The 18,736-nt window shown below is 61.4% G+C and carries 11 protein-coding genes; all 11 read left to right on the top strand.

Annotated elements, in window-relative coordinates; all coding sequences use genetic code 11:
* Window positions 1-39 precede the first annotated feature (39 nt).
* Complete coding sequence (gene nth / locus PTZ19_RS00640) at window positions 40-729, top strand: endonuclease III (protein WP_276351513.1); 690 nt, start codon at window positions 40-42, stop codon at window positions 727-729.
* Window positions 726-4,406, top strand: a complete 3,681-nt coding sequence (locus tag PTZ19_RS00635; RefSeq protein WP_276351512.1) for a dynamin family protein — start codon at window positions 726-728, stop codon at window positions 4,404-4,406. The genes nth and PTZ19_RS00635 overlap by 4 nt, the downstream gene beginning before the upstream one ends.
* A 111-nt stretch (window positions 4,407-4,517) precedes the next feature.
* Entirely contained in the window at window positions 4,518-4,793 is a 276-nt protein-coding gene (locus tag PTZ19_RS00630; RefSeq protein WP_276351511.1) for a hypothetical protein, read from the top strand.
* Entirely contained in the window at window positions 4,780-6,228 is a 1,449-nt protein-coding gene (locus PTZ19_RS00625; protein ID WP_276351509.1) for an FMN-binding glutamate synthase family protein, read from the top strand. Before PTZ19_RS00630 ends, PTZ19_RS00625 begins: the two co-directional genes overlap by 14 nt.
* A 314-nt stretch (window positions 6,229-6,542) precedes the next feature.
* On the top strand, window positions 6,543-8,345 hold the full coding sequence (locus PTZ19_RS00620; RefSeq protein ID WP_276351507.1) for an ABC transporter ATP-binding protein: 1,803 nt from the start codon (window positions 6,543-6,545) through the stop codon (window positions 8,343-8,345).
* A complete protein-coding gene (locus tag PTZ19_RS00615) occupies window positions 8,342-10,141 on the top strand; it encodes an ABC transporter ATP-binding protein (RefSeq protein ID WP_276351505.1) in 1,800 nt (599 codons plus the stop codon). Before PTZ19_RS00620 ends, PTZ19_RS00615 begins: the two co-directional genes overlap by 4 nt.
* A gap of 738 nt (window positions 10,142-10,879) precedes the next feature.
* The gene (locus PTZ19_RS00610) at window positions 10,880-11,698 is read left to right on the top strand and encodes a GDSL-type esterase/lipase family protein (protein ID WP_276351504.1); all 819 of its coding nucleotides are present in this window, start codon (window positions 10,880-10,882) and stop codon (window positions 11,696-11,698) included.
* A 23-nt stretch (window positions 11,699-11,721) separates the two neighbouring features.
* Window positions 11,722-12,696, top strand: coding sequence for an ABC transporter ATP-binding protein (locus PTZ19_RS00605; RefSeq protein ID WP_276352273.1), 975 nt, complete (start codon window positions 11,722-11,724; stop codon window positions 12,694-12,696).
* Window positions 12,689-13,678, top strand: coding sequence for an ABC transporter permease (locus PTZ19_RS00600; protein ID WP_276351503.1), 990 nt, complete (start codon window positions 12,689-12,691; stop codon window positions 13,676-13,678). Before PTZ19_RS00605 ends, PTZ19_RS00600 begins: the two co-directional genes overlap by 8 nt.
* Before the next feature lie 37 nt (window positions 13,679-13,715).
* Complete coding sequence (gene parE, locus PTZ19_RS00595) at window positions 13,716-15,689, top strand: DNA topoisomerase IV subunit B (RefSeq protein WP_276351501.1); 1,974 nt, start codon at window positions 13,716-13,718, stop codon at window positions 15,687-15,689.
* 566 nt (window positions 15,690-16,255) lie between these two features.
* A complete protein-coding gene (gene gyrA / locus PTZ19_RS00590) occupies window positions 16,256-18,727 on the top strand; it encodes a DNA gyrase subunit A (RefSeq protein WP_276351500.1) in 2,472 nt (823 codons plus the stop codon).
* The last annotated feature ends 9 nt before the right edge of the window (window positions 18,728-18,736 follow it).

Here is an 18,736-nt window from a genome sequence, read left to right as displayed (position 1 = left end):
ACACTTGGGAGGAATTTCGACGACGGGAGATACGGACGCATGAACGCACAAGCGATGAGACGCACGCTGGACACGTTGGCCGGGATGTTCCCGGACGCCCGCTGCGAGCTGAACCACCGCAATCCGTTCGAACTGGTGATCGCGGTGCTGCTGTCGGCCCAATGCACGGACGAGACGGTCAACAAAGTGACGGCGACGCTGTTCGAGAAATATAGAACGCCGCAAGATTATTTGAACGTGCCGCTCGAGGAGCTGGAGAACGACATCCGGCGCATCGGCTTGTTCCGCAACAAAGCGGCGAATATCCAGAAGCTGTGCCGAATCTTGATCGACAAATACGGCGGGGAAGTGCCGCGCGAGCACGAGGCGCTTACGGAGCTGCCGGGGGTCGGACGCAAAACGGCCAACGTGGTCGTGTCCAACGCCTTCGGGGTGCCGGCCATCGCCGTCGACACGCACGTGGAGCGGGTGTCCAAGCGGCTGGGCGCCGCGAAGCCGGACGATTCGGTGCTGGAAGTCGAGAAAAAACTGATGAAGCTCGTTCCCCGGGACGAGTGGACGATCACCCACCATCGGCTTATTTTTTTCGGCCGGTATCATTGCAAGGCCCAGAATCCGAAGTGCGAGGTTTGCCCGTTCCTGGACACGTGCAAGGAAGGCAAAGCCCGGATGAAATCGACGCTTCGGAAAACGACCGCGAAACGAACGAAAAGGAGCGCAACGCCTTGAATCGACTCGATGCTGCCCCATTGTCCCCTATAGGCACGGAGAGCCTGCGGCGATCGCTCGAACGCATGGCGGAATTCGTCACCGCCGAGGGAGACGGGGAACAAGGGGCCAAATACCGCGAACTGGCTGCCAAGCTGGAGCGCGGCCTGCTCACGCTGGCGTTCTGCGGACATTTCTCGGCCGGCAAATCCACGCTGGTGAACGCGCTCTGCGGCGCGAACCTGCTGCCGTCCTCTCCGATCCCGACGAGCGCCAACGTCGTGACGATCGCGGACGGGGCGCCGTCCGCGCGCATGAGCTTTCGCTCCGGGGACGGCACGGTGCTTCCCGAGAAGGAAATCCCGATCGCGGAGCTGCACGGCTTCGCCGTGGACGGGGAAGGCGTCGCTTCGCTCGAGGTGACGTACCCCGTACCCTTGCTGGGCGGAACCTTGGCGATCGTGGACACGCCGGGCGTCGATTCCACGGATTCGGCGCATCGGGCGGCGACGGAATCGGCGCTGCATCTGGCGGACGTCGTGTTTTACGTGACCGATTACAACCACGTGTTGTCCGACGTGAACTTCCGGTTTTTGCGGCAGCTCGCCGACTGGGGCAAGCCGGCTTACGTCATCGTGAACCAGATCGACAAGCACCGGGAATCGGAGGTGGCGTTCGAGTCGTTCCGGGACGGCATTCGCCAAGCGTTGGAAGCGTGGAAAATCCGCCCCGCGGGACTGTTGTTCCTCTCCTTGAGAGTGCCCGGGCATCCTTTGTCCCAATGGGGGGAGCTGCTGACCCTGATTGAACGGCTGAAGCCGCTGCGCGGGGAGCTGATGCGACGTTCGGCGGCGCGATCCGCGGTTTATTTGGCGGAGTTGTTCCGCGAATCGTTGCGGGAAAATCACCGCGAAGAGCGGGAGAGGCTTCACGGGGAGATCGGCGACGCGGAGGAAGGGGCGTACGCGCGGCTTGCGGAAACGCGCCGCCGGCTGGAAGAGGAGCTCCGGCAAGTCCGCGGGGCGGGCAATGCCCATAAGGACGCCGTCCGTACGGAGCTGGACCGCCTGCTGGAAAATGCCAACCTGACGCCCGCCGAGACGCGGGACAAAGCGGGTGCGGTGCTGGAGAGCCTGCAGCCCGGGTTCAAGGTCGGCTGGTTCGGCGGCGCGGCGAAGACGGAGGCGGAGCGCGAGAGCCGGCTGTCGCTGCTCACGGACGATTTGAACCGGCAAATCTCCGCGAATCTGAACGGCCACGTCCGGGAGCTGCTCCGGCGCGAAGCCCGAGAAGCGGGATGGGAAGGCGAGGACATGGAGGCCGCGCTCGAAGCCGCCTTCGAGCCCGCGACGCCGGGGTGGCTGCGGGAACGCGTGAAACCCGGCATGGGCGCGGACGGGCAAGCCGTGCTGAACTTCGCGGCGGACGTCAGCGCCGAGATCAAAAGCCGCTATCGCAGAGCGGCGATGGGCTTCATGGATCGAATTCTCGCGCTTCGCCAGCCGGAGCTGGACCGCGAAGCGGAGCGGCTGACGTCGGAGCTTGCGGACCTGCAGCGACGGGAAACGGCGGCCGCGGCGCACTCCGAGCTGGAGCGGTCGGAGGAGGAGGTAAAGGAGCGGCTGCTGGCGCTTCTCCCCGAACGCGCGTCCGAACCGGAACCTCGATTGCCGCAGCCGGCCCAGACCGCCGCGAGTGCAGGCGTCTTCGAGCTTGCTGACGTTGACGAGTTGGCGGACGATCGGGAAACGCCGGAGGAAGCGGCGGCGGATTTCGGCTCTGCCGAGCTGTCGCTGGGCGCCCCGGCAGAGGCGGTGTCCTTGCTGGAGCAAGCGGCGGCCCTGCTGAGGCCGATTCCGGCGCTGGCCAAAACGGCCGACGGGCTGACGGCCAAAGCGGAGCGCTTCCGCAGCCGCCGGTTTACGATCGCGTTGTTCGGCGCCTTCAGCGCGGGCAAATCGTCGTTCGCCAACGCGCTGATCGGACAACCGGCGCTGCCGGTGTCCCCGAATCCGACGACGGCCGCGATCAACCGCATCGTCGCCCCGACGCCGGAGCATCCGGCCGGCACGGCATATATCACGATGAAATCGGGCGAAGCGATGATGGAAGATATCCGCCATTCGCTGCGGCGGCTTGGCGTGCCCCAGGCGGAGATCGACGGTGCCGGTACGGCCGAAGCTTTGCTGGGTCTGGCCGTCCGCATGAACGGGGACGACGTTCATCCGAGGGGCAAGCCGCACCTGGCTTTCCTGCGCGCGGCGTCCGAGGGCTGGTCCCGCTACGGCGGCTTGCTGGGCACGCGGTTTCCGGAGACGGGCGAAGGCTACCGGCAATATGCGGCCGACGAGCAAGCGTCCTGCTTCGTGGCGGAGATCGACTTGTCCGTCGATTCGCCGCTGACGCGGGGCGGAGCGGTGCTCGTCGACACGCCGGGAGCCGATTCGATCAACGCGCGCCATACCGGCGTGGCGTTCGAGTACATCAAAAACTCCGACGCCGTGCTGTTCGTGACGTATTACAACCACGCGTTCACCGAGGCGGACCGGCAGTTCCTGAACCAGCTGGGAAGCGTCAAAGACGTTTTCGAACTGGATAAAATGTTTTTCCTGATCAACGCCGCCGACCTTGCTTCCTCGGAAGATGAGCTGGCGGCGGTGCGGGAGCATGTCGCGAAACAGCTCCTGAAGCACGGGATCCGCAATCCCCGGCTGTTCGCCGTATCCAGCCTGCGGGGGCTGGACGCGAAATTGGCGGGCAACGCGCGGCAATGGGAATCGTCCGGGCTCGCGGCGTTCGAGCAGGCGTTCCATTCATTCGCCCGCACGGAGCTGGGCGGCTTGGCCGCCGCTTCCGCCCGCAAGGAAATCGAACGCGCCGGCCGCCAGCTGGACGGGTGGCTGCAGGCCGCGACCGCGGATGCCGACGCCCGCAAAGCGGAGGCGGACCGCTGGATGGCGCTGGCCGAGACGTGGAGGGAGAACGGCCGCCGGGACGCGCCCGGCGCCGCGGTGCAGCCGCTGCTGCAGGAAGCGGCCGAGCAGCTGTACCATTTGCGCCAGCGGGCGTATTACCGGTTCGGCGAACATTTTCAGACGGCTTTCCATCCTTCCGTGCTTCAGGACGACGGCCGGGATTTGAAGAAGCTGCTGGTCGCCTGCTGGGAAGACCTTAAGCGCGGCCTAGGGGAAGACTTGGCGCAGGAGCTGCGTTCCGCGGGGCTTCGGCTGGAGGGGACGCTTGAACGTTCGGTGGGGGAAGTGCTGAACGCCGCGGCCGCCGAACTGGCGAAGGAAGGATTCGCCTTGGAGCCTTCCGCGCGGCCGGCCCTGGAACTGCCGATCGGCGAACCGTATCGGGACGGTCCGTTGCCCGATGCCAAGCGGTTGTGGCAAGCGTTCAAATCCCCGAAGCATTTCTTCGAAAACGAAGGGAAAAACGCGCTCCGCGACTGGGCCGCCGAACTGCTCTTCCAAACGGCGGACGAATGGTTATCCTCCGTGCGGGAGACGTGGAACGCCCGGCTCGCGGAAACTTACCGCCGAACGCTGCGCGACGCTTACGCCGAGTTGTCCGGGGAGCTGGCGGAGTATGCTTCGAGCCTCGGAGCGTCGATGACGGATCCGGCACAGACGGCGCGCCTTCAGGAAATCCGCGGGCAATGGGAGCAATGGGTCCGCGGGATCGGCAACGGTTGAACATCACGTTTCTAAAGCCTCTATTCCCCTTCATCGGGCGAATAGAGGCTTTTTCCTTGTGACATCCTTTCCTAGAGAAGTCGCAATAGAAACGAAAGGGGACGCTCCCGAATGGCGGAATGGAACGACATGAAACAAACGATCGAGTATTTGAGTTCGGAAATTGCCCGGATCGAGACGATGGCGGGGACGTTGTCCAGCGTGGAGCACGAGCACTACCGGAAGTTAACGGGGTTCGAAAAGCAAGAGCTCGTCGACATCGCCGTCGAAGAGCAAAGCGCCGCCCGCCAGCTCGGGACGATCAAGCAAATGTGCCTGAACATGTCCCGGCGTCTGGACGGCATGCTCCAGTCGATGGAGCCGGGTGCGGGCCATGAAGTTCATTGAGAACCTGATCCGCTCCATCGCGAACGAAACGGCCGACAAAGCCATTTCCCGCATGGTCAATGACCAGTATACCGAGAATTTGTCGGCGACGATTCCGGTCGGACAGAAGATCGGAATGGCGAACCTGATGGAGATCCTGATGCGTTCCGCCCACGGCACGCCGGTTCCCCGTCCGCTCGGCAGCCCGATCCATTTTTCGCCGTGGGAGAAGCTGCTCTTCAACCCCGTCCACCTGTTCCGGATGCCGACGCCGGAGAAGGTGGCTATCGATACGTCCGTAACGATCGGCCCGCGCGCCCGCAAGCCGCTGACGATCTCGATCCCGATCATGATCGCGGCCATGTCGTTCGGGGGAGCGTTGAGCAAAAACGCGAAGCTGGCGCTGGCCAAAGCCGCCACGGCAGCCGGAACGGCCACGAATTCCGGGGAGGCGGGCCTGCTTCGGGAAGAACGGGAGGCGGCCAGCCTGTTCATCGGCCAATATAACCGCGGCGGATGGATGAACACGCCGGACAAGTACATGCAGCTGGACGCGGTCGAAATCCAATTGGGACAAGGCGCCCAAGGCTCCGCGTCGCAGCGGACGACGCCGAAGAACATCGGGGAAGATTACCGGGAAGTGTACGGATTGAAAGAAGGCGAACCGTCCGTGATCCATTCCCGACTGCCGGGCGTCGATTCCCCCGAGGAATTCATCGGACTGGTCGGCCGCCTCAGGGAGGAGACCGGGGTGCCGGTCGGCCTTAAGATCGCGGCCACGCACCATCTGGAGAAGGAACTCCAAATCGCGCTCGACGCCGGGGTCGATTTCATTACGCTCGACGGGGCGGAAGGAGGTACCCACGGCGGGGCGCCGACGCTGCAGGACGACGTCGGACTGCCGACGTTGTTCGCGGTCGCCCGGGCATCCCGTTACTTGGCCCGCAAAGGCGCCGTCGGCCAAGTCAGCCTGATCGCCACCGGAGGATTGGTCACGCCGGGCTGCATGCTGAAAGCGATGGCGCTCGGCGCGGATGCCGTCTATATCGGCACCGCCGCCATGATGGCCTTGATCGGGGATCAAATCGTGGAAACGGCGCCGTTCGAAGCGGCGACCAGCCTCGTCGTCTACACGGGCAAAATGACCTCGGAGCTGGATGTCGACCGGTCCGCCCGCAACCTCGCCCGCTATTTGGGGGCCTGCGTGACGGAAATGGAGCAGGTGGCGCAATCCCTCGGGAGAACGGCGCTGTCCGACATTTCCAAAAGCGACCTGTGCACGCTGGACGCCGACATCGCCCGCACGACCGGTCTCCAGTGGGGGTGGGCGTCTCCCGACATGCAGGACGAGGCGCTGGAATGGCGGACGTTTCCGGCGGCCGTTTCCCCCGAGCGGCAACCCGGCCGCCCGACACGGGAGACGGAAGAGGTTTCGGTCTCCGCTTATTCGATTTGACGGCTTGAACAATCAGGCATCCTCCTTCGCGATTGTTGGCGCACGGGCGCCGAGATCAACGCGGAGGAGTTTTTTTGCGCTCTCAGGGGCTTCCGTCGGCGGATCTTCCAAAATGGGAGGAAAAGGCACGATAAACGACGATTTAAGCGATTACGCCGTTCTCCGTTTCCCTAACTCTGCCTGCTTCCGTTTGAGCCGTTCTGAAGGTGCCAGACCGAAATTGCCCCGCCTGCCAAAACGGGTTAAACTTCCGGGGTAACCAAATGCGGGGAGAATTTGGCGCCGCCAAACTCCCGATTACAGGAGGTTCGGTCTTGGACATCTTCCGGGGATTGAAATCCTACTACTGGCAGGACAAACCGTTTTTGGCGGGATCCATTCTCGGATTGGCCATGGCGACGGCGCTCGGGCTCGCGTATCCGCTGCTGCTGCGCAGGCTGATCGACGACATGATTTTGCCCGGCCGTTTTGAAGGCGTTTTCGGACTGGCATTGCTTGCGGTCGGCATCGTCATCGTGAAGGCCGGATGCCAATACGTCCACGGGTTTTGCGGGGGACGCCTGGGGAACCGGCTGGCCACCCGGCTGCGCAACGGCTGCTATGCCAAGCTTCAGCAATTGTCCTTCTCGTTCTACGACAACGCCAAGACGGGCGACCTCATGTCGCGGTTGACGGCGGACATCGAGGGCCTCCGCAACTTCATCGGCTTCGGCATGGCGCAGCTGATGAACACGATGTTTTTGGTGCTGTTCGGCTTCGCCATGATGGTGTTCATCGACTGGCAGCTGACGCTGATCTCGCTGTCGACCATTCCGGTCCTCATTTTCGTGGCCATCAAATTCGAGCAGCAAATTCATCCGGTTTTCCGGGCGATCCGCTCGGCGATGGGCAAATTGACCGTCAGCGTGCAGGAGAACGTCATGGGCGTCCGCACGGTGAAGTCATTCGCCCGCGAACCGTTCGAAATCGACAAATTTTCCCGGCGCAACGAGGAGTATCGCGACATCAACCTGGAGATCGCGGGCGTATGGGCGCGGTTCTTCCCGGCCATGGAATTCATCGCCAACTTCAGCGTCGCGATCCTGATCCTGGCCGGCGGCTGGCGCGTCATTCGCGGTTACATGTCGCTCGGCGATCTGGTGGCGATGTCCAGCATGCTCGGCATCATCGTGGCGCCGCTCTGGTCGCTCGGCTTCCAGATCAACGGCTACACGCAGTCCAAGGCGGCCGGGGAAAGGCTGCTCGAGCTGCTGAACCAGCCGATCGCGGTGAAAAACGCCCGCAACGCCGAGGCGATCGACAAGCTGGATGGCATTGGACATATCCGTTACGAGGACGTCCAATTCCGATACGGCAGCCATGACGAACATGCCGCTGCGCTCGCCGGCTTCGAGTTGGACGTTCCGCCCGGCTCCGTCATCGGACTTTTGGGCGGCACCGGATCGGGCAAATCGACCGTCGTGAACCTGCTGCTGCGGGCCTATGACGTAACCGGCGGATCGATCACGCTGGACGGCAAGGATATCCGGCAGCTCGAACTGGCCGGGCTGCGGGACCACGTCGCCGTCGTATTCCAGGAATCGTTCCTGTTCTCGACGACGATCATGGAGAACATCGCGTACGGCCGGCCGAACGCCACCATGGAAGAGATCGAGGAAGCCGCCCGGCTGGCGATGGCCGACGGGTTCATCCGCGAGCTTCCGGACGGCTACGAGACCGTCGTCGGCGAGCGGGGCATGGGCCTCTCCGGCGGCCAGAAACAGCGGATCGCCATCGCCCGCGCGTTCCTGCGGAAGCCGAAGGTGCTCATCCTCGACGACTCCACCAGCGCGCTGGACATGGAGACGGAGCAGGCCATCCAGAGATCGTTGCGGGAAGTCATGAAAGGGCGCACGACGTTCATCATCGCCCACCGCATCTCGTCGCTCATGCACGCCGACGAAATCGTCGTTCTCGACCGAGGGCATGTCGTGCAGCGGGGCAAACACGAGAAACTGCTGCGCCAGCCCGGATTATACCGCGAGACGTATAAAATCCAATTCGCCGATCGGCCGGATGAGCTGGATCTTGCCCCGCTCGAAACCGTCTCCGTGATCGAGAGGAAGGTGACGGGATGAGCCGGAAATTCGTCTACCAGGACGACGTCCTGATCGACAAGCCGTTCAACTGGAAGCAGATGGCCCGCTTGATGCAATATATCCGCCCGTACAAGTCGGACGTGGCGAAAGTGTCCGTCGTCATGCTGCTGTTCGGCATGCTGCCGCGGCTGGCGATTCCGCTGCTGCTCAGCGCCGCCATCGACCGGGCGATCCATCCGAAGGACGGCCCCGGAAGCGTGCCGCTGCTGGTTACGATTGCAGCCGTGATGCTGCTGCTGTACGCGGTCCGCTGGTGGTCGTCGCACTATACGATCAACAAAACGAACCGGATCGGACAGTTCGTCATTTTCGACGTGCGGTCCGCGCTGTTCAAGCATTTGCAATCGTTGTCTTTCCGGTTTTACGACAAGCGGCCTGCCGGGTCCGTCTTGGTCCGGGTCACGAACGACGTCAACTCGCTGCAGGAAATGCTGACCAACGGCCTCGTCAACTCGATCATCGACATTTTGCAGCTGTTCGGCATCATCGTCATCCTGCTCGCGCTGAATTTCAAGCTGGGCCTCGCCGTCATGATCACGGTGCCGGTCATGTTCCTCGTTTCCACCTCGCTTCGGAAACGGATCCGGCTCGCCTGGCAGATCGTGCGGATCAAGTCGTCCCGCATCAACTCCCACTTGAACGAAGCGATCCAGGGCATCCGGGTCACGCAGGCGTTCACGCAGGAGGACGAGAACAAAACGTTTTTCGAAGGCATGGTCCGGGACAATCTCCGTTCTTGGAACTTCGCATCCGCGATGAACCAGTTGTTCGGTCCGGTGATCGAGATCACGTCGGCCGTCGGCACGCTGATCCTGATCCTGTACGGCACGCACCTGATCCAAACCGGGGCGGTAACGGTCGGCATTCTCGTCGCGTTCGTCAACTACGTCGGGAGCTTCTGGGAGCCGATCACGCGGCTCGGCAACATGTATTCCCAACTGTTGATCGCGATGTCGTCGGTCGAGCGGATTTTCGAATACATGGACGAAAAGCCGGCCGTTCCCGAGAAAAAGGACGCCTTTCCGATGCCCGCCCTGCAAGGCGCCGTCAAGTTCGATCGCGTGTCTTTCGCGTACGACGCGGACCGGCTGGCGCTGCGGAACGTCAGCCTGGACGTCAAGCCCGGCATGTCGGTCGCGCTCGTCGGCCATACCGGTTCGGGAAAAAGCACGATCGTCAGCTTGCTGTGCCGGTTCTACGACGTGACGGAAGGCCGGGTGCTGCTCGACGGCGTCGACGTGCGGGACGTCACCTTGGACAGCTTGCGGTCGCAGGTCGGGATCGTGCTGCAGGACACGTTCATCTTCTCGGGCACGATCCGCGAGAACATCCGCTACGGCCGGCCCGACGCGACGGACGCGGAAGTGGAAGCCGCGGCCCGGTCGGTGCTGGCCCACGATTTCATCGTGAACTTGCCGGACGGCTATGATACGCAGGTGCAGGAGAGGGGCAGCGCGCTGTCCGTCGGCCAGCGGCAGCTCCTCTCGTTCGCGCGGGCGCTGCTCGCCGATCCGAAAATCCTCATCCTGGACGAAGCGACGGCCAGCATCGACACCGAGACGGAGCTGCGTATCCAGGAGGCGCTCGGCCGGCTGCTGGAAGGCCGCACGTCCTTCATCGTGGCGCACCGGCTGTCGACGATCCGCCATGCGGACACGATCGTCGTGCTCGATCACGGCGAGATCGTGGAACAGGGCAACCACGACGAGCTCATGAAGCGCCCGGGGCATTACCGCAGCCTCGTGGAGGCCCAGTACCGTTTCTTGACGGCGTAATGGGTGCAGCAGGGATGATCAGTAAATGAAGCAATGCGAACAACCCGATCGGCTTCGGCTGGTCGGGTTTTGTTTGAAAATAACGGGCGGAGAAACGTTCGCATTCCGTGTCCCCTTCACACGGGCTCTGCATCAACTTGTCAAGCTCAAATGCCAAAATACATCTAAAAACCGGGGGAGCCAGCAAAATCGAAGTGTCAAGAACCTAAGTGCATTTAGTTTCGCAGGAATTGGTTAGAAAAACCGATTTTCAAACAAATAAATGCGCATTGGCACTTAAGTACTAAGAAAACCCTTGATCTTGCGGGAATTAAGTGCATTTTAGTACTACGCTAAAAGGGGAGCGGGTGAGGCTCATTGCAGCAGCCGTTGTAAATGGAAGCCAACTTGTAACCGATCCGCACGAATGCGCACGAAACGGTTGGTTGAGGCAAAGAAATACCTGTTGCCAGGAATCGACGTAAGTCTCTCCACTCTCGTAACTCTCCTGCTAGAAGTCGTCATGCGGGTGTCCAGAGGGCGCAGCGCCTCGGGGTCCCCCTTCCGGGGAAGGGGGACTTAGGGGGATGGCGAAAGGTTAGGGGGATCCGGGGGTAAAGTTTTAAGGGTTGTGGAGGTTGGCGGCAATGTATCGGGGGATGGGGGAACACCCCGGCATTTGAAAATGTCGCCGCAAACCGTTATCGTGAAAGGATAGCGGAAAGAAGCGTTTTTTTCCAACGAACGGGGTGGAGAGAGATGAGACCGACTTCGTGGTTGTGGCGCGGGCTGGGCGCCGTGACTTTGGTTTGCCTGATCGTGCTGCTCGCCGGTTTCGGCTTGGCGCTGAAAGATCACTGGGCGCCTTCGGCCGGCATGGCGATTCCCGAGGCTTCGAAGCCTCCGGCCGCGGCGGCGGGATCCTTGGCATCGAAGCCGGAGCTGAAAATCACGGCGCTTGGCGATTCCTTGACCGTCGGGACCGGCGACGAAACCGGCAACGGGTACGTCAAAACCGCCGCCGCCGACCTGTCGAAAGCGATGGGCAAGCCCGTGCGGGTGATCAACAATCTGGCCATCGGCGGACTGCGGGCGGATCAACTGCTGGAGCATTTGGACGACAAGGGATACGTCGACGCCATCGTGCAGGCCGATATCGTCATGTTGACCATCGGCGCCAACGATTTGTTCGAATTCGCGACCGACGGCGGATCGCTGGCCCAAGGAAGCGAAATCTCCCCGGAGCAATTGGACAGCCGGCTGCCGGTCGCGGAGAAAAGGCTGAGCGACGTGCTCGCTGCGCTTCGCATGCTGAACGGGGCGGCGAGGATCGTTTACGTAGGCTTGTACAACCCGTTTTACGACGTGGAGAGCCTCCGCATCCCCGCCAGCGATACGATCCAGAAATGGAACGCATACGCCCACGGCTTCGCGGCCGCGGACGGCAACGCGACCGTCGTGCCGACGTTCGATCTGTTCGAGTCCGACATCGGAAGCTATTTGTCTTCGGACCATTTCCATCCGAACGAAGCCGGTTATGCCCGCATAGCCGCGCGGATCGTCCAAGCCCTGCAGTAACCGAAGAGGAGGCGAATGCCGTGATGAACGCGAATCCGATCGAAGGCGGCGACATCGTCCTGTCCGTGCAAGGGCTTAAAAAGAACATCGGGGGAAAGCCCATTATCCGCGGCGTCTCCTTCGACGTGAGGGCCGGCGAAATTTTCGGTTTCCTGGGCCCGAACGGTTCAGGCAAAACGACGACCATCCGCATGCTCGTCGATCTGATCAAGCCTACGGGCGGCCGGGTGCTGGTGTGCGGGGAAGACGTCAGCCGCTCTCCGGAAAAGGCGCTTCGGCACGTCGGCTGCATCGTGGAAAACCCGGAGATGTACGGTTATTTGACCGGATGGGAAAACCTGGAGCATTTCGCGCGGATGCAGAAGGGCATTACCCGCGAGCGCATCCTGGAGGTCGCGGAGATCGTCGGGCTGGATAAACGGATCCATGACAAGGTCAAAACCTATTCGCTCGGCATGCGCCAGCGGCTCGGCATCGCCCAAGCCCTTCTCGGAAGTCCGAAGCTGCTCATCCTGGACGAGCCGACGAACGGCCTCGATCCGCTCGGGATCAAGGAACTGCGCGCCTTCATCCGGCGGTTGGCGGACGAAGGCATGAGCCTGTTCATCTCCAGCCACCTGCTGAGCGAGATCCAGCTCATGTGCGACCGCGTCGCGATCATCTCCCACGGGGAAGTGATCGCGGTAGGCAAGGTGGAGGAGCTGATTGCCCATGCGGATACATACACCCTCTGGCTGCTGGACCAGCCCGGCAAAGGACGCGGGATGCTGGCGGCCGACCCGAACGTTCGCCTGGTCGGAGAGCATGAGCACCGGATCGACGATGCCGTGCTGGCCGGGATGAAGGAGGCGATCGTCACCGTGATGGACGAGGACCGGATTCCCGGCATGGTGGCAGAATTGGTGCGGGCAGGCGTCGAGGTGCGGGCCGTCCAGCGGGTCACGCCTTCGCTGGAGGAGCTATTCTTGAGTCTGACGGAGGGTGAGGGAATTGGCTGAATGGCTGGCGCTCGTGCAGAACGAGACGATCAAGGTGTGGAAAAAGAAACGTTTCGCGTTCGTCGTGCTCGTTTTGCTGGTCCTCATTCCGGTGTTCGTTTACGCCCAGATGAAAATCGCGCAAAACAGCGCGGAGAAGTTCAAAGGCGACTGGCGGGCGGAACTGCAGAACCGCATCACGGACAATACCCGGGCGCTCGGCAGCGAACGCATTCCGGAAGAATGGAAGAAGTGGCGGCGTGCGCTCGTGCAGCAGCTTCAATATTATTTGGACCATGACATGAATCCGAACACGCCGAACGCGGTCACGTTCACCCGGGGGTACTTGGACAACTCCGTTACCCTATTCATCCCCCTGATGGTGCTCGCGATCGCTTCGGACCTCGTGTCCGGGGAACGGTCGACCGGGACGATCAAAATGCTGCTGACCCGGCCCGTCCGACGGTGGCGGATTCTTTTATCGAAACTGGTTACGCTTACGTTATACGTTTCCTTGATTATCGTCACGAACGCAGCGTTGTGCTACTTGATCTCCGGTCTCGCCTTCGGGTACCAGGGTTGGGGGGAGCCGATTTTCACGGGGTTCCGGGTGAGCGGCGCCGACGTCAACGTCGCGACGGTTCACGCGGTTCCGCAGTATATGTACCTGCTCATGCAGGCCGGGCTGGTCTGGTGCTCCGCGATGACGGTAGCGGTGCTGGCGCTGATGGTGTCCGTGCTCGTCCGCAGCACGGCGGCAAGCTTCGTCACGATGATGGCCGCGGTCATTGCCGGCACCGTGCTTACGAACATGGCGTCTTCGTGGCATTCCGCCAAATACCTGTTCAACGTCAACCTGGAGCTTACCGATTATTTACAGGGAACGCCCCCTCCGATCGAAGGCATGACCCTCGGATTTTCCCTTGCCATGCTGGGGATCTGGGCGGCTGCGGGGTTGGCCGTATCGTTTGCCGTCTTTACGAAGCAAGATATCTTAAATTAAAATAGGACGAAGGTAAAGACTCGAAGGAGGTCCGTTCGTGGCCGAACAATTGGACCTGTTCGCGGAGAGCGCGGCGCAGGCAGGAACGGAATACAGCGCGGATGACATTCAGATCTTGGAGGGACTGACCGCGGTCCGCAAACGGCCGGGGATGTATATCGGCAGCACGACGTCCGCAGGGCTGCACCATCTCGTATGGGAAATCGTCGACAACGCGGTGGACGAGCATTTGGCCAAGTTCTGCTCGAAAATCGACGTCACGATCCACGCGGACAACTCCGTCACGGTGACGGACAACGGACGGGGCATCCCGACCGGCATGCACAAATCGGGCATTCCGACGCCGCAAGTCGTGTACACGATCCTGCACGCGGGAGGCAAATTCGGCGGCGGGGGCTACAAGAAATCCGGCGGTCTGCACGGGGTGGGCGCGTCGGTGACGAACGCGCTGTCGGAATGGCTGGAAGTGGAGATTTACCGCGAAGGCAAAATACATAAAATGCGTTTCGAAACTTGGGTCGACGCGAAAGGCGTCGAGCACGTCGGCGAGCCGGTCACGGACCTCATAGTCGTCGGCAACACGAACAAGACCGGCACGAAGGTGACGTTCAAACCGGACGCCAAAGTGTTCCACGGCTCGATCAACCTCAGCTACGACACGCTCGCGGAACGGCTGCAGGAAATCGCGTTTTTGAATTCCGGCCTGAAGGTCACGCTGACCGACAAACGGACCGGCCAAGCGGACGTGTTCCACTACGAAGGCGGAGCCAGACAGTTCGTACAGTATTTGAACGAGGACAAGACGGTGCTGCACGACGTCATTCACTTCGCGGCGGAGAAAGACGACATCGAGGTCGAGGTGGCTCTTCAATACAACGACGGCTACACCGAAACGATCGCATCGTTCGTGAACGCGATTCCGACGCGCGGCGGCGGCACGCACGAAACCGGCTTCAAGACCGCGTATACCCGGGTCATGAACGAATACGCCCGCAAGACCGGACAGCTCAAGGAGAAGGAGAAGAACCTCGAGGGCGCCGATTTGCGCGAAGGCATGATGGCCGTCATCAACATCAAGATGTCGGACGTCGAATTCGTCGGGCAGACGAAAGACCAGCTCGGCAGCGCGTCCGCCCGGAGCGCCGTCGACGCGGTGGTGTCCGAGAAGATGGCGGTATTCCTGGAGGAGAATCCGCAGGTCGGAGGCATGCTGATCCGCAAAGCGGTGCAAGCCTCCAAAGCCCGCGAGGCGGCGCGCAAAGCGCGCGAGGAAGTGCGCAGCGGCAAGAAGCGCAGCGACAGCCCCAGCCTCGGCGGCAAGCTGTCTCCCGCGCAGTCGAAGGATTACACGAAGAACGAGCTGTTCATCGTCGAAGGGGACTCGGCCGGCGGTTCGGCCAAGCAGGGACGCGACTCCAAGCATCAAGCGATCCTGCCGCTCAAGGGCAAACCGATGAACCCGGAGAAGGCCAAGCTGCTCGACATTCTGAAGAACGAGGAATACAAAGCCATTATTTCCGCGATCGGGGCGGGCATCGGCTCCGAATTCGACGTGGACGAATGCAATTACTCGAAAATCATCATCATGACCGACGCCGACACGGACGGCGCCCATATCCAGGTGCTGCTGCTGACGTTCTTCTACCGGTACATGAAGCCTCTGATCGATGCGGGCCGCGTGTTCATCGCGCAGCCGCCGCTGTACAAGATCACGCGCAAGTCCGGCAAGCTGGAGACGATTCGGTACGCCTGGACGGACGAACAGCTTCAGAACTATTTGAAGGAGTTCGGCAAAAACGCCGAGCTGCAGCGGTACAAAGGGTTGGGGGAGATGAACCCCGAGCAGCTGTGGGAAACGACGATGAACTACGAGTCGCGCACGCTGCTGCAGGTGCAGATCGAGGACGCCGCCAAGGCGGAGCGCCGCGTATCGACGCTGATGGGGGACAAGGTGGATCCCCGCAAGCGGTGGATCATCGAGAACGTGGACTTCACGGAGTACGAGGAATGAGGAGAGGGCTCCTCCCCTCCTTTTTTCATAATGCCGGTGCGTAACACCGAAATCCGCTCTCGTGCCCCTTTTTGCAAAACATTTTTCCAAACCTCTTCGCCAACCCCCTAAGTCAGGGGTACCGCCAACCCCCTAAGCTCCCCCTTCCCCGGAAGGGGGATTCCGAGGCGCTGCGCCCTCTGGACACCCGCAATACGACGTTGGCGCGTTTGAGGTACGGTGTGGTGGGACGGGAGGATGATGGGCGATGGATGAAGAAGAGATCAGAGAATGCATGGTGACGCTCAGGTCTTGTACGTCTAACGGACACGTGGGCCGCTAATGGTAACAAATTCGGGTTTTTGGAATTCTAACGGACACAGGTGCTCTTATCGGACGCTTATCGCCGGTATTGAAGAGGAATCGGGGGAAATAAGGTCGCTGGTGACCGTTACATTTTTATGACATGCGTTTTTACCGAATAACGGACAGGATGTCCGTTAGCGCCTAAGGGTACGGCCGACCAGCCGTCCTTTTGGCGGCGAGTTGCCGTTACTACCAGCCTTCCTTGAAGGAGGAACCAGGGTTTGAGCATTCTTGAGAACTTTTTGCCGGCGTTTCTGGAGGAGGTCGTAGGGGACCGCTTCGGGCGCTATTCCAAATACATCATCCAGGACCGGGCGATCCCCGACGTGCGCGACGGACTGAAGCCGGTGCAGCGGCGGATCCTGTACGCCATGTACGATGCCGGCAACACGCCGGACAAGCCGTACCGCAAGTCGGCGAAAACCGTCGGCGACGTGATGGGCAACTACCATCCGCACGGGGACTCGTCCATCTACGAAGGCATGGTCCGCATGGCGCAGCCTTGGAAAATGGCGCATCCGCTGATCGACGGTCACGGCAACTGGGGCTCGATGGACGACGATCCGGCCGCGGCGATGCGGTATACGGAAGCGCGGCTGTCGCCGATCGCCATGGAGCTGTTACGGGACATCGAGAAGCGCACGGTCCCGTTCAAGGACAACTTCGACAACTCGACGAAGGAGCCGGTCGTGCTTCCTTCGCGGTATCCGAACCTGTTGGTGAACGGCGTCAGCGGGATTTCGTCCGGTTTCGCCACCGAGATTCCGACCCACAACCTGAGGGAAGTCATCGACGCTTGCATCGCGGTGATGAACGAACCCAGCCTGGACGTCGCCGACCTGATGAAAATCGTCAAAGGCCCGGATTTCCCGACCGGCGGCTTGATCATGGGCGAAGAGGGAATCCGCGAAGCTTACGAGACGGGGAAAGGGCGCATTTACATCCGCGCCAAAACCGCCGTCGAAGACGTGCGCGGAGGCAAGCAGCAGATCGTCATCACGGAAATCCCGTACCAGGTCGTCAAATCCAAGCTGGTGCTCGCGATCGACACCTTGCGGCTGGAGAAGAAAGTCGACGGCATCGCCGAGGTTCGGGACGAGAGCGGACGGCAAGGGCTGCGGATCGTCATCGAGCTGAAAAAAGACGCGGATGCCGATGGCATCCTCGCTTACCTGTTCAAGAAGACCGATCTGCAAATCGCATACAGCTTCAACATGGTGGCGATCGTCAACAAAGCGCCCCGCCAGCTGGGACTGAAGCCGCTCCTGGAGGCGTACATCGAACACCAGAAAGAAGTGGTGACCCACCGCACCCAGTACGACCTGGAAAAAGCGGAGGACCGCGCCCACGTGCTGGAAGGCCTCGTCAAAGCGCTCAACATTCTGGACGCCGTGATCGAGACGATCCGCGCGTCGAAGAACCGCCAGAACGCCCAAGACAACTTGGTGGAGAAATTCGGCTTTACCGAGCGGCAAGCCGATGCGATCCTCACGCTCCAGCTGTACCGGTTGACCAATCTGGAAATCAATCAGCTGGAGAAGGAACTGGAGGAGACCAACAAGAAAATCGCCCAGCTGCGGTCGATCCTCGACAATCCCCGCAAGCTGCTGAAAGTCATTCAGGACGAACTCACGGAAATCCGCGACAAATACGGCATCGACCGCCGATCGGTCATCCAGGGCGAAGTGGAGGAAATCAAAGTCAACCTGGAGGTCATCGTGCCGGCCGAAGACGTGCTCGTCACGATCAGCCGCGGCGGATACGTGAAACGGACGAGCCTGCTGTCGTTTACGCGCTCGGGCGGCGAGCTCGATAACGCGGGCGTCAAGGAAGGCGACGTCATCCGGTGGAGTTTGAACGTGAGCACGCTGGACCCGCTGCTGCTGTTCACGCAGAAGGGACAATACTTCCTGCTTCCGGTCCATCAGATTCCCGAATTCAAGTGGAAGGATACCGGAACGGCGATCGTGAACGTGCTGCCGCTGGCCAAGGACGACCGGATCGTATCGGTCATTCCCGTCAAAGCATCCGAACTCGCGCCGCCGGAAGGCGGACCGGCGGGAGAAGGTCCCGCGCTCGTGTTCGTGACGAAACGGGGGCAGGTGAAGCGGACCTTGCTGACCGAATACGCGACCAACCGCAACATGGCGATCGCCGCCTGCAAAGTGGGAGACGGGGATGAAGTCATCAAGGTGCTGCGCTCCGACGAACCCGCCGACCTGCTGCTCGTCTCCGAGCAAGGCATGAGCATCCGCTTCACGGAACAAGAGGTCAGCCTGCAAGGGCGCGTCGCCGGCGGCGTCCGGGGCATCAACCTCAAAGAGAACGACGCGGTGGCCGATGCCGTCCCGGTAACCGGAGACGAGGGGGAAATCCTCGTTCTGACCGATTACGGTTACGCGAAACGTTCCTTGCTGCTTGATTATCCGCTCCAAGGGCGGGGAGGGAAAGGGATCCAGACGTTCGAGTTCAAAGAAGGCAAACGGGTCAAACCGAACGGCACCCGCCTGGTATCCGCCTTCCACGTGAAAGAAGCCGTGACCCTGCTGGCGGTAACGGCCGGAGGCGGGACAGCCGAGTTCGGATCCGAGTCGGCGCCGATCGAGGATCGCCGGGCGCAAGGGAAAGCGGTCGTAACGGCCGGGCGAGACGACTTGATCGCGGAAGCGTTCGAAAAGCCGCTGCAAGCTTGATCTTGAATC

This window comes from Cohnella caldifontis (assembly GCF_029360585.1).
Classification (GTDB): Bacteria; Bacillota; Bacilli; order Paenibacillales; family Paenibacillaceae; genus Cohnella; species Cohnella caldifontis.
The sequence above is the reverse complement of the archived record's forward strand: the minus strand, read 5'-3'. Positions and strand labels throughout refer to the sequence as shown.